Origin of the sequence: Metapseudomonas otitidis, assembly GCF_900111835.1 — a bacterium.
Classification (GTDB): domain Bacteria; phylum Pseudomonadota; class Gammaproteobacteria; order Pseudomonadales; family Pseudomonadaceae; genus Metapseudomonas; species Metapseudomonas otitidis.
On record NZ_FOJP01000010.1, the window covers coordinates 130288 to 142736 of the forward strand.

Below are 12449 nucleotides of genomic sequence, written 5' to 3' on the forward strand. Positions count from 1 at the left end.
TTCATCGTCTTCAGCGTGGTTTCCGATGCGCATCCTGCACACCTCCGACTGGCACCTGGGCCAGCATTTCATGGGCAAGACCCGCCAGGCCGAGCACCAGGCGTTCTGCCAGTGGCTGCTGGAGCAGGTGCGGCTGCATGAGGTGGACGCGGTGCTGGTGGCCGGCGATGTGTTCGACACCGGCGCGCCGCCCAGCTACGCCCGCGAGCAGTACTACCGCTTCATCGTCGACCTGCGCGCCAGCGGGGCGCGGCTGGTGGTGCTGGGGGGCAACCACGACTCGGTGGCGATGCTCGGCGAGAGCCGCGAGCTGCTGGCCCAGCTGGACACCTGGGTGGTGCCGGCGGTGGTGGCCGACCCGGACGAACAGGTGCGGGTGCTGCCCCGGCGCGACGGCCAGCCCGGTGCGGTGCTCTGCGCGGTGCCCTTCGTGCGCCCCCGCGACGTGCTGCTGAGCCAGGCCGGGCAGAGTGCCGAGGACAAGCAGCTGGGGCTGCAGCAGGCCATCCAGGCCCACTACCAGGCGCTGTTCGAGCGCGCCCTGCAATGCCGCGCCGCCTCGGGCGGCGACCTGCCGATCATCGCCACCGGCCACCTCACCACGGTGGGCGCCAGTGCCAGCGAGTCGGTGCGGGAAATCTACGTCGGCGCGCTGGAGGCCTTCCCCACCAGCGCCTTCCCGGCGGCCGACTACATCGCCCTGGGGCACATCCACCGGCCGCAGAAGGTCGGCGGCCTGGGGCACATCCGCTACAGCGGCTCGCCCATCCCCCTGGCCTTCGACGAGGCGCGCCAGCAGAAGGAGGTGCTGCTGGTGGAGCTGGACGGCAGCGGCCTGCGCGAGGTGCAGGCGCTCCCGGTGCCGTGCTTCCAGCCGCTGCTGAGCCTGCGCGGCAGCCTCGCCGAGCTGCCCGAACGCCTGGCCGAGGCCGCCCGCGAGGGCACCCCGGAGCGCCCGGCCTGGCTGGAGGTGGTGGTGACCACGGACGACTACCTCAATGACCTCCAGGCCCGCCTGGCACAGCTGTGCGACGGGCTGCCGGTGGAGGTGCTGCGCATCCGCCGCGAGCGCGGTGCCGCGCGCCCCGGCCTGCAGGGCGAGGCGCGGGAAACCCTCGACGAGCTGAGCGTGGAAGAGGTGTTCCAGCGCCGCCTGGGGCTGGAAGCCCTGGAAGAGGCCGAAGCCGCGCGGCTGACCGACCTCTACCGCCAGGTGCTGGAGCAGGTGCGCGACGACACGGCCTGAGCCATCACGCCCCCAGCGCGTCAGCCAGGCGCCGTACCGCCCCTTCGATCTCGTGGTCGCTGAGGGCCGAATAGCCCAGCAGCCAGCCCTGGCGTTTCTCCGCCCCCAGGTACAACCGACTGAGCCCCGGCAGCAACAGCCCGGCACGGGCGGCGAGCGCCTGGGTGCGCGCCTCCGTCCAGCCCTCGGCGAGCAGGCAGGGCAGTTGCAGGCCGCCCGGCGGCCGCAGGGCCTGGACCACGCTCGGCAGGTGGCGCTCCAGGGCACCCACCAGCACCGCCTGGCGCTGCGCGTAGAGCTTGCGCATGGCGCGCACGTGGGCGTTGTAGTGGCCGTCCTCCATGAAGCGCGCCAGGGTCAGCTGCAGCACCTGCGGGCTGTGGCCGTCGATGATGCTGCGGGCATGGGTTAAGGCGGGCACCAGTGCCGGGGGCAGCACCATGTAGCCCAGGCGCAGGCCGGGGTACAGGGCCTTGCTGAGGGTGCCCAGGTAGAGGGTGCGCTGCTGGTCGTCCAGGCCCTGGACGCAGGCGGTGGGCAGGCCGTCGTAGTGGAACTCGCTGTCGTAGTCGTCCTCGATGATCCAGCCCCGGCGCTCGGCGGCCCAGCCGATCAGCTCCAGGCGCCGCTGCAACGGCAGGGTGGCGCCGGTGGGGTACTGGTGCGACGGCGTCACGTACACGCAGCTGGCGCCGCTGCGGTCGGCCCGCAGCGCCTCGGTGCTCAGGCCCTGGGCGTCCACCGGGACCGGCAGCACCCGCGTCCCGGCGGCCTCGAAGGCGCGGCGGGCGCCGATGTAGCCCGGGTCTTCCAGCAGGATTGGGCGGCCCTCGTCCACCAGCAGCTGGGCACAGAGGAACAGGCCCTGGCGGGTGCTGCTCAGCACCAGCACCTGGTCCGGGCTGCAGCGGGCGCCGCGTTCGAGGTTCAGGTAGGTGGCGATGGCCGTGCGCAGCGCCTCGCAGCCTTGCGGGTCACCGTGCAGCAGGGCGCCCGTGTCCTTCTGCGCCTGGCGTTGCAGGCGCGTCCAGGTGGCGAGGGGGAAGGAGCGGGTCTCCGGCAGGCCGGTGGCGAAGGCGCGCACCTGCCGGTGGTCCTGGATGCCGCCGCTGGCGAGGATCGCCTCGCCCCGCCGGCTCAGCCCGCTGGTGGGGCTGGCGGTGGCGGCGGGGCGGGGTGCCCGGCGCTGAGCGGGGGCGCCGCGCAGGCGTTGGCCGAGGCTGTCGGAGACGAAGCTCCCCGAGCCCTGCTGGCGGGCGATGTAGCCGTCGCGCTGGAGCTGCACGTAGGCGTTCTCCACCGTGTCGCGGGCCACCCCCAGGGCAGTGGCCAGGCTGCGGGTGGCCGGCAGGCGCAGGCCGGGGGCCAGGGTGCCGTCGAGGATCAGCCCCTGCAGCGCCCGCTGGATGCGCTGGTGCAGGTCCAGGGGCTGCAGCTCGGCCTGGGCGATGCGCATCTTCAGGGTGTCCAGCTCGAAACGTGTCGCCATGGCATGGCCTGTGGGTGGTCTGGCAGGAAGTCGGCGAGTGTAAGGCTTTGGCAGGCCAATGGCGTGGGGCTGCTGCGCAGGTGCGGATGCGGGTCGGCACGGGCGCGCGGGGATGACAGAATGCCGGCTTCCCGGATGAGCACGACCCCCGCATGAAAATCCTCAGCCTGCGCCTGAAGAACCTCAACTCGCTCAAGGGCGAGTGGAAGATCGACTTCACCGCCGAGCCCTTCGCCGGCAACGGCCTGTTCGCCATCACCGGCCCCACCGGTGCCGGCAAGACCACCCTGCTGGACGCCATCTGCCTGGCGCTCTACCACCGCACGCCGCGCATGAGCAGCGTCTCCGCTTCGGCCAACGAGCTGATGACGCGGCACACCGCCGACTGCCTGGCCGAGGTGGAGTTCGAGGTCAAGGGCGTGGGCTACCGTGCCTTCTGGAGCCAGCGCCGGGCCCGCGACAAGGTGGACGGCGGGCTGCAGCCACCCAAGGTGGAGCTGGCGCGCATCGCCGATGGCGAGATCCTCACCGACAAGATCAACGACAAGCTCAAGCAGACCGAAAGCCTCACCGGGCTCGATTTCGAGCGCTTCACCAAGTCCATGCTGCTGGCCCAGGGTGGGTTCGCCGCCTTCCTCGAAGCCAGCGCCAACCAGCGCGCCGAGTTGCTGGAGGAACTCACCGGCACCGAGGTGTACGGGCTGATCTCCCAGCGGGTATTCGAGTCCACCCGCGAAGCCAAGGCGGCGCTGGAGCAGACCCGCGCCCGCGCCGAGGGTGTCGAACTGCTCGACGACGCGCAGCGCCAGGGCCTGCAGGACGAACTCGCCGCCCTCGATCCCCGCGAAGCCGCCCTCAGCCAGCAGCAGGAGGCCCTGCAACGCCAGCGCCAGTGGCGCGAGGCCGTGGCCAACGCCGAGGCCCGCCTGCACGCCACCCAGGCCCAGGGCGAGGCCGCCCGGCAGGCCCGGGACGCCGCCGAGCCGGAGCTGCAGCAACTGGCCGCCAGCGAGCCGGCCGAGCGCCTGCGCAGTGCCCACCGCGACTGGCAGCGTGCCGAGCAGGCCGCTGCCGAAGCCGTGGCGGCCCTGGCGCAGGTGCGTGAACAGAAGGCCGAGGCCGCCCGCGAGGTGGCCGACGGCCTGTGGAGGGCGCGCGGCTACAGCCAGCAGCAGGTGGCAGCCCTGGCTGCCCGATGCGAGGCCCTGGCCGGGCAGAGGCGGCAGGTGGAGGCACAACTGGCGGCCAACCCGCAGCATGGCCTGCTGGGCGAGCGCCTGGGCGCCTGGCGCGAGCAGTTCGGTGCGCGCCGCAACCTGGCCCAGGCCATCGCCCAGTCGCTGGCCCGCCAGCAGCAGGACCGGCAAGACGCGGAGCGCGTGGCGCAGCGCATCGCCGACCTCCAGGCTGTGTTGGCTGACAGTGACCAGCACCTAGAGCGGGCCCGCGCCGACGACGCGCAACACCAGGCTGCCCTGGGCGCCTTGCTGGCCGGTGAGTCCGAAGCCGCGTTGCGTGATCGCTGGCAGCGCCTCAGCGACCAGGGCCACCAGCTCAGCCGTCTGCAGCAGCTGGCGGACACCCGCACGCGCCTGGCGCGTCAACTGGCCGAGGCACAGGCCGGCATCGACGCCGACAGCCGTGCCCAGGCGGAGAAGGCGGCGGCGCGGGATGCCCTGCGCCTGCAGTTCACCGACCTCAAGCAACAGATCCAGGACAAGGAAAAACTGCTGGAACAGGAGCAGCGCATCCTCAAGCTGGAGGCCCACCGTGCGGCCCTGCAGCCGGGGGAGGCCTGCCCGCTGTGCGGCTCCTGCGAACACCCGGCCATCGAGGCCTACGGCGCGCTGGACACCTCGGAGACCCAGCGGGCCCTGCAAGCCAAGCGCGCCGAGCAGGACCAGGTGCGCGAGCGCGGCGAGGCACTGCGCGACGAACTGGCCGCCCTGGAGGCGCAACTGCGCCAGCGCCAGCAGGATGCCCAACGCCTGCAGGATGAATTGCAACAGCTGCAGGCCCAGTGGCAGCAGCTGTGCACGGCACTGGGCCGGCCACTGGCCGATGCCCAGGCGGTGGAGGCGGCCCTGGCGCAACAGCAGGCGGACCTGGCCGCCCTGCAGCGCAGCCTGGGTGAGCTGGATGGCCTCAAGCAGGCCCTGGAAAACGTCCGAGCCCGGCATGTGCAGGCGCAGCGGCAGCAACAGGAGGCCGCCAAGAATCTCGCCCTGGCCGTGCAGGAGCAGGACGCCCTGCGCCGCCGCGAAGCGGAGAACACCGAACACCTGGGCCAGCTCCAGGCGCAGCAGGCCCGCCAGGAGGCAGAACTGCGCGCCGCCCTGGAGGCACTCGGCTACGCCCTGCCCGAGGATGGCGAAGGCTGGTTGAGCGAGCGCGAGGCCGAAGCCCGGACCTGGCGCGAGGCCCAGACCCTGCAACAACGCCTGGAGCGGGATGAGCAGGCGCTGGTGGTGGAGCTGCAGGCGGCCGAAAGCGCCGCCAGCCGCTGGCAGCAACGCTGGCGCGAACTCGGCCAGGCCGATGGCGAGCCCCTGGCCCCTGTGGATAACCCTGTCGCCGCCCTGGAGCAGGCCGATCAGCGCCTGGCGCTGGCCCAGGAACGCAGCCAGGCCCTGGTCGGGCGCGAACACACCCTGGTCGAGCAGGGCGAGGCCGCCCGTGGTTCCCTCGACGCCCAGCGCAGCGCCTGGGAACAGGCCCTGGCCCACAGCCCCTTCGCCGACGAGGCGCAGTACCGGGCGGCCCTGCTGGACGAAGACACCCGCAACCGGTTGCTGGCCCTCCAGGCGCGCCTGGACAAGGCCGCCACCGAAGCCCGGGCCCTGGAAGCCTCGGCCCGGGAGGCCCTGGATGCGCTGCTGGCGGCGCCGCAGACCGAGCAGACCCTGGCCCAGCTCGACGAGCAGCTGCAGGCCGTGCAGGCGGAGCGCCGTGGCCTGGCCCAGCGCCAGGGTGAGGTCCGTGGGCTGCTGGTCGCTGATGCCCAGCGTCGGGAAGGGCAGCAGGCGCTGTTCGCCGAGATCGAGCGGCAGACCGCCGCCTACGACCTCTGGCAGCGCCTCAACAGCCTCATCGGCGCCGCCGACGGCGCCAAGTACCGGCGCTTTGCCCAGGGCCTGACCCTGGATCACCTGGTGCACCTGGCCAACCGCCAGCTGCAACGCCTGCATGGGCGCTACCAGCTGGCACGCAAGACGGAGGGCGAACTGGAGCTGGAGGTGCTGGACACCTGGCAGGGCGACGTCGCCCGGGATTGCCGCACCCTCTCCGGCGGCGAGAGCTTCCTGGTCAGCCTCGCGCTGGCCCTGGCGCTCTCCGATCTGGTCAGCCACAAGACCAGCATCGACTCGCTGTTCCTCGACGAAGGCTTCGGCACCCTCGACGGCGAGACCCTGGAAATCGCCCTCGATGCCCTGGATGCCCTCAACGCCAGCGGCAAGATGATCGGCGTCATCAGCCACGTCGAAGCCCTCAAGGAACGCATCCCCGTGCAGCTCAAGGTGCACAAGGGCGTCGGCATGGGCTACAGCCGCCTGGAACAATGCTTCGCCGTGTAGCTGGGCAGGGCTGTTCGCAGGGTGGGCTTCAGCCCACGCGGTGCGTTTTTTGGTGGGCTGAAGCCCACCCTACGGCCAGAGCAGGCCGTTGCGCGGAATGTTCGTGGTCGAGCCCTGTAGCCCGGGCTTCAGCCCGGGGATGTGTGCACCGGCTTTCCCGGACTGAAGTCCGGGCTACGGGGCTACGGCGCTGGGTGGTGCTGTTCGTAGGGTGGGCTTCAGCCCACGCGGTGCGTTTGTTGGTGGGCTGAAGCCCACCCTACGGCTAGAGCAGGCCGTTACGCGGGCCATTCGTGATCGAGCCCTGTAGCCCGGGCTTCAGCCTGGGAATGGATGCGCCGGTTGTCCCGGACTGAAGTCCGGGCTACGGCAGTTTGGGCTGCGCGGTGCTTATGGCCAACGTGCCTTGCGCCAGGCGCGGCGCTGGTTTTTCTCCAGGTAGGTCCAGGCGACGAAGCGGCTCTGCTTCTGGCCCTGGGCCATATGCACCACGCGGATGTCGGTGGCGCCGAGGGCCTTGAGGCGCTCCTGCAGGGGGGCGACGTTGCCGACCTTGGAGACCAGGGTGCTGAACCAGAACACCTGCTGGGCGAAGGCGGCGCTCTCGTCGGCCAGGCGGGCGATGAAGGCGGCTTCGCCCCCTTCGCAATGCAGCTCGTTGGACTGGCCGCCGAAGTTCAGCACCGGCAGCTGGCGGCTCGGGTCCTGCTTGCCGAGGTTCTTCCACTTGCGGGTGCTGCCGCTGCGGGCTTCGTCCAGGGAGGCGTGGAAGGGCGGGTTGCAGAGGGTGAAGTCAAAGCGTTCGTCCGCCTGCACCAGGCCCTGGAAGATGTGCTGCGGGTTTCCCTGGCGACGCAGTTCGATGGCGTCGCCGAAGCGTGGGTTGGCGGCGAGGATGGCGGCGGCGGAATCCAATGACTGCGGGTCGATGTCGGCGCCGACGAAGCGCCAGCCGTAGTCGTGGTGGCCGATCAGCGGGTAGACGCAGTTGGCCCCGACGCCGATGTCCAGCCCGCGCAGACCGGGGCCTTGGGGGATGACGCCGTCGTGGGCGGCGCCGAGCAGGTCGGCCAGGTGGTGCAGGTAGTCGGCACGCCCGGGGATCGGCGGGCACAGGTAGCCGGCGGGGATGTCCCACTGGCGGATGCCGTAGAACTGCTTGAGCAGGGCCTGGTTGAACACCTTCACCGCCTCGGGGCTGGCGAAGTCGATGCTCGGCTTGCCGTAGGGGTTGGTGATGACGAAGGCACCCAGCTCGGGGCTGCCGGCGATCAGCGCGGGAAAGTCGTAGCGGCCCTGGTGGCGATTGCGCGGGTGCAGGGCGCCCTTGCCGGCCTGGGCTTCAGGCGTGCGGGGGCGTTTCGGCGGCTGGGGCATGGGGCGGCTGTCGGCTGGGGTTGGGCGCGGGATTTTCCCACGGCTGGAGGCTGAAGTCAGCGGTCGGATGCGCAGCCAGTGCCTTGTGGGAAGCGCCTGTTTTGCCGTGCAACCCCGTGGCGAGGGGAACTCTGTTGATGCGTGTCATGGGGCGAGAGGGGCGGGCCGCTTAGGTTGTCGGGCAGACCGCGAGATCAGGAGGACACCATGGCTTTTCTTCAATGGCGTGACGAGCTGGACAGTGGCATCAGCGTGATCGACGACCAGCACCGGCGCATCGTCGACATGATCAACCAGCTCCACGAGGCGCAGCTCCGGGCGGATGCCGGGGTCGTCGCCACGGTGATCGAGGAGCTGGTGGACTACACCCTGTCCCACTTCGCCTTCGAGGAATCGATGATGGAGGAGGCCGGCTACGCCTTCACCCGTGCCCACAAGCGCGTGCACGAGCTGTTCATCCGCCGGGTGGGGGAGTACCGCGAGCGCTTCGCACGGGGCCAGGACGTGGCCGATGAGCTGAAGTCCCTGCTGGGCCGCTGGCTGTTCAACCACATCCTCAACGACGACCGCGACTACGTGGGCGCGGTGCGCGAGAACCTCACCCGCCTGGCGGCCGAGTCCAACTGGCTGCGCCGCGCCACCAAGCGCTTCTTCCTGCGCACGGCCTGAGGGCTGCCCGCTCAGAGCGGGAACAGCCAGGGCACCAGCACCACGCTGACGAGCATCACCAGCAGGGTGAAGGGCACGCCGATCTTCACGAAGTCGCCGAAGCGGTAATGCCCGGGGCCGACCACCAGGGTGTTCACCGGGGAGGAGATCGGCGTCATGAAGGCGGCCGAGGCGGCGAGGGCGACGATCAGCGCGAAGGGCAGCGGCGAGGCACCCAGTTGCTGCGCCGTGGCGATGGCCACCGGGCCCATGAGCACGGCGGTGGCGGTGTTGGAGATGAACAGGCCGATCAGCGCGGTGACGGCGAACAGGCTGGCCAGCATGGCGTAGGGCCCGGCGTTGCCGAGCAGGGCGACCAGGCCCTGTACGGCGAGGTCGATGCCGCCGGTGCGCTGCAGGGCGGTGGCGAAAGGCAGCATGCCGACGATCAGCACCAGGGTCGGCCAGTGGATGGCGCGGTAGGCGCTGTCCAGGTCGATGCAGCGGAAGGCGCCCATCAACAGGCAGCCGATCAGCGCGGCGAGTACGTTGGGCACCAGCCCGGACACCATCAGCGCGATCATCACCCCCAGGCTGAGCAGGGCGTAGGGCGCCTTGCGCGCGGTGGGGGCGACCTCGTCCACCTCGGCCGGCAGGCTGAGCACCAGGAAGTCGCGGCTCAGCCCCTGCAGGCGGTGGATGGCCCGCCATTCGCCGGCCACCAGCAGGGTGTCGGAGGCCTTGAGCTTCTCGTCCACCAGCACCCCTTCCAGGGCCTTGCCGCTCCGGCGCAGGCCGACCACGTTGAGCTTGTGCCGGGTGCGGAAGCCCAGTTCCTGGATGGTCTTGCCCGGCAGTTGGGATTCCGGCGGCATCGCCACCTCGGCCAGGCCGAGCTGGTGGGCGTGCAGGCTGAAGTAGGAATCGGCCAGGGGCATGGGTTCCAGCCCCAGTTGCTGGTAGGCGCCGAGCAGGCCGATGGCGGGGCTGGCCAGGTCCACCAGCAGCACGTCGCCGGGCTCCAGCTGGGTGTCGCCGGTGGCCATCAGCAGCAGGGTGCGGAAGCGCCGCTGGCGTTCCACGGCGATGACGTTGATGCCGTACTGGCTGCGCAGCTCCAGTTCGTTGAGGGCCTGGCAGGCCAGGGGCGAGTCGGCGCGCACCCGCAGGCGTCGTTCGCGTTCGTCCAGGCGGTAGGCACGGGCGAGGTCGGCGAGGGTCAGGCGTGGGGCATTGGCGTGGCCGTCATCGCCCCGTGGGGTGAGCCAGCGGCGTACCAGCAGCATGTAGCCGATGCCGAGGACCAGTACGGCGAGCCCCACCGGGGTCATGCTGAAGAAGCCGAAGCCCTCCAGGCCGGCGCGCTTGAGCTCGGCGTGGACCACCAGGTTGGGGGCGGTGGCCACCAGGGTGAGCATGCCGCTGATGAGCCCGGCGAAGGCCAGCGGCATCATCAGCCGGCCCGGCGGAATGCGCAGGCGCGAGGCGACGCCGAGGGCGACCGGGATGAAGATGGCCACCACGCCGGTGGAGCTCATCACCGAGCCGAGCCCGGCAGCGGCCAGCATCAGCAGGACCAGCAGGCGCGTTTCGCTGCTGCCGGCCCTGGCCACCAGCCAGTCTCCCAGGCGGTAGGCGATGCCGGTGCGCACCAGGCCGTCGCCGATGATGAAGAGGGCGGCGATCAGCACCACGTTGGGGTCGCTGAAGCCGGACAGGGCTTCGCTGGTGTCGAGCACGCCGGTGAGGGGCAGGGCGACGAGCACCAGCAGGGCGACCACGTCCATGCGCGGGCGGTTGAGGGCGAAGAGGGTGACGGCGCCGGCCAGCAGGCCGAGGACCATCAGCAGGTCGTTGTTCACGCGGGGCTTCCTGTTTCTGACGCGGCGGCAGCTTGTCAGGGATAGCCGAGCACCGCCTTGATCGGGCTCAGGTTGGCATCGATCCAGGTCGGGTCGATGGGGCCCCAGTCGTGGATGCGGTAGTGGCCGCTGTTGTTGCGCTCGCCTTCGGCCTGGTCGAAGCGGCAGTCGATGTCCAGTTCGGCGAGGGCGGCGAGGGTGTCCTGGGCGGTGCGGCGGGGCATGCCGGTGGCCTCCATCAGCGCGGGGACGCTGGTGGCGGTGCCGCTGTCGATCAGCCAGGCGACGTAGAGGCGGCGGTAGAAGCTGGTGCGGGTCTTGCTGGTTTCCATGGCAGGTCCTTGTCGAGGCAGGCGAGGGGCGTCGGGCCAGGGGCTGGGGCGCTAATCCGTGGCGGTGGCTCGGTGCCGGAGTACCCGGTGGCGTTGATTGAAGAAGAAACGGGTGAGGGTGCGAACCAGCGTAGCGGCCAGGCGCGGCTCGAAGGTCAACCGGTCGCAGAGCTGCACGCCGCCCTCGACGGCGTGCAGGGTGCGTTCGTGGCGCCACAGGCGCATGCCGGTCATGGGGGAGGCTTCGACGAAGCCGTGGCCGGGTTCGAGGGATTCCAGTGTGAGGTGGGAGTGGCCCATGGGCAGGCAGCCGAGCAGCCAGAGGCGGCTGGTGAACAGGGGGCGTCCCGGTACGAGGGTGAGGTCGTCGAGGGAGCGGACGCCGGGCGGGACGCTCATGCGCAGCCAGGGGCGCATTTCTGTGCGCAGCAGGTCGACGTCGGTGATCCAGCGCCAGGCGGTCTCTGTCGTGATGGGCAGGGTGGATTCGAATTGCAGCTGGATCGGGCTGGACATCCGTGTCGTTCCCTTCAGAGCTGGGCGAGGCCGATGTAGGTGGCGGCGCCAGCCAGGTAGCCGAGCAGTGCCAGGAGGCTTATGCGCTTGAGGTACCAGAGGAAGTCGATGCGCTCCATGCCCATGGCGGCGACGCCGGCGGCGGAGCCGATGATGAGGCAGCTGCCGCCGGTGCCGGCGCAGAAGGCGAGGAGTTCCCAGAAGGTGCCGTCGACGACGAAGTGGCCGAGCCAGCCGGCCTGGTCGCCGGCTGCGGCGACGGCCTCGGGGGTGGCCAGCGGGTACATCTTCATGGCGCCGGCCACCAGGGGCACGTTGTCGACCACGGAGGACAGCAGGCCGATGGCGATGTTGATGGCGTAGACGTTGCCGAGGCTGTCCTTGAGGGCGGCGGCGACCTGGGTGAGGTGGCCGGCGGTGGCGAGGCTGGAGACGGCCAGGAGGATGCCGAGGAAGAACAGGATGCTGGGGGTGTCGATGCGCCGCAGGACGCCGATCACCGAGAGCGGGTGCTTGTCTTCGTCGTGCTTGCCGCGGTGCAGCCATTCGGTGACGACCCAGAGGACGCCGAGGCCGAGGAGGATGCCCATGTACGGCGGCAGGTGGGTGATGCTCTTGAACACCGGGACGAAGAGCAGGGCGCCGAGGCCGAGGACGAACACCAGGTTGCGCTCGAAGGGGGTGGTGGGGTCGTGCTCGGCGGCGTCGGCTTCGTCGTCGGGACGCTGGAATTCGCCCCGCAGGATGAAGCTGAGGATGACGAGGGGGACCAGCAGGCACACCAGGCTGGGGATGAACAGGCTGCTGATGATGCCGCTGGCGCTGATCTGGTGGCCGATCCAGAGCATGGTGGTGGTGACGTCGCCGATGGGGGACCAGGCGCCGCCGGCGTTGGCGGCGATCACCACGATGCCGGCGTAGAACCAGCGCTCGTGCTGGTGGCGGATCAGTTTGCGCAGCAGGGACACCATGACGATGGTGGTGGTGAGGTTGTCCAGCACGGCGGAGAGGAAGAAGGTGATGAAGCCGATCAGCCAGAGCAGGGTGACGCGCTTGTGGGTCTGGATGCGGTCGGTGATGACCTTGAAGCCTTCGTGGGCATCGACCAGTTCGACGATGGTCATGGCCCCGAGCAGGAAGAACAGGATCTCGGAGATTTCCCCCAGGTGGTGGCGCAGTTCGCCGCTGACGCCGTGCTCACCCTGGGCCAGGCCGGGGGCGATGCTGTCGACGCCGAGGACCAGGGCGGTCCAGCAAAGGACGGCGGTGATCAGGGCCGAGGCGGCCTTGTCCACCTTGAGCGGGTGTTCCAGGGCGATGCACAGGTAACCGGCGATGAACAGCAGGGCCATCAGCGCGTACATGGGGACATCCTTTCAGCGGTGAACGGGGTCGCAGGGAGTA

9 protein-coding genes are annotated in these 12449 nt (G+C 70.5%); 3 read left to right on the forward strand and 6 right to left on the reverse strand.

Going from position 1 to position 12449, the window contains the following annotated elements:
* The first annotated feature begins 25 nt into the window (after nucleotides 1–25).
* Nucleotides 26–1246, forward strand: coding sequence for an exonuclease subunit SbcD (sbcD, locus tag BM198_RS14475; RefSeq protein WP_074970829.1), 1221 nt, complete (start codon nucleotides 26–28; stop codon nucleotides 1244–1246).
* A 4-nt stretch (nucleotides 1247–1250) separates the two neighbouring features.
* On the opposite strand, the gene pdxR is transcribed toward sbcD, so the two are convergent.
* Nucleotides 1251–2735, reverse strand: a complete 1485-nt coding sequence (gene pdxR, locus BM198_RS14480; RefSeq protein WP_074970831.1) for a MocR-like pyridoxine biosynthesis transcription factor PdxR — start codon at nucleotides 2733–2735, stop codon at nucleotides 1251–1253.
* Nucleotides 2736–2887: 152 nt separating this feature from the next.
* Here pdxR and BM198_RS14485 point away from each other — a divergent pair, with 152 nt between their 5' ends.
* Nucleotides 2888–6310 carry an AAA family ATPase gene (locus BM198_RS14485; RefSeq protein WP_074970833.1) on the forward strand — a complete coding sequence of 1141 codons (3423 nt, stop codon included), beginning with the start codon at nucleotides 2888–2890 and terminating at the stop codon, nucleotides 6308–6310.
* Between the two features lie 390 nt (nucleotides 6311–6700).
* Here BM198_RS14485 and rlmF read toward each other — a convergent pair whose 3' ends face one another.
* Nucleotides 6701–7687 (reverse strand): 23S rRNA (adenine(1618)-N(6))-methyltransferase RlmF, encoded by a 987-nt coding sequence (gene rlmF / locus BM198_RS14490; protein WP_074970835.1) that lies wholly within the window; start codon nucleotides 7685–7687, stop codon nucleotides 6701–6703.
* A 207-nt stretch (nucleotides 7688–7894) separates the two neighbouring features.
* Between rlmF and BM198_RS14495 the strand changes: the two genes are divergently transcribed.
* On the forward strand, nucleotides 7895–8356 hold the full coding sequence (locus tag BM198_RS14495) for a bacteriohemerythrin (protein ID WP_074970837.1): 462 nt from the start codon (nucleotides 7895–7897) through the stop codon (nucleotides 8354–8356).
* A gap of 11 nt (nucleotides 8357–8367) precedes the next feature.
* Here the strand turns inward: BM198_RS14495 and BM198_RS14500 are convergent, their stop codons facing one another.
* The 4 genes from BM198_RS14500 to nhaD are packed head-to-tail and all read right to left on the reverse strand — an operon-like array spanning nucleotide 8368 to nucleotide 12409.
* On the reverse strand, nucleotides 8368–10197 hold the full coding sequence (locus BM198_RS14500) for an SLC13 family permease (RefSeq protein WP_044406051.1): 1830 nt from the start codon (nucleotides 10195–10197) through the stop codon (nucleotides 8368–8370).
* A gap of 35 nt (nucleotides 10198–10232) precedes the next feature.
* Nucleotides 10233–10529 (reverse strand): winged helix-turn-helix domain-containing protein, encoded by a 297-nt coding sequence (locus BM198_RS14505; RefSeq protein ID WP_074970839.1) that lies wholly within the window; start codon nucleotides 10527–10529, stop codon nucleotides 10233–10235.
* Nucleotides 10530–10580: 51 nt separating this feature from the next.
* Nucleotides 10581–11045 carry an SRPBCC family protein gene (locus tag BM198_RS14510; protein WP_074970841.1) on the reverse strand — a complete coding sequence of 155 codons (465 nt, stop codon included), beginning with the start codon at nucleotides 11043–11045 and terminating at the stop codon, nucleotides 10581–10583.
* A 14-nt stretch (nucleotides 11046–11059) separates the two neighbouring features.
* On the reverse strand, nucleotides 11060–12409 hold the full coding sequence (gene nhaD, locus BM198_RS14515) for a sodium:proton antiporter NhaD (protein WP_074970843.1): 1350 nt from the start codon (nucleotides 12407–12409) through the stop codon (nucleotides 11060–11062).
* Nucleotides 12410–12449: the final 40 nt, after the last annotated feature.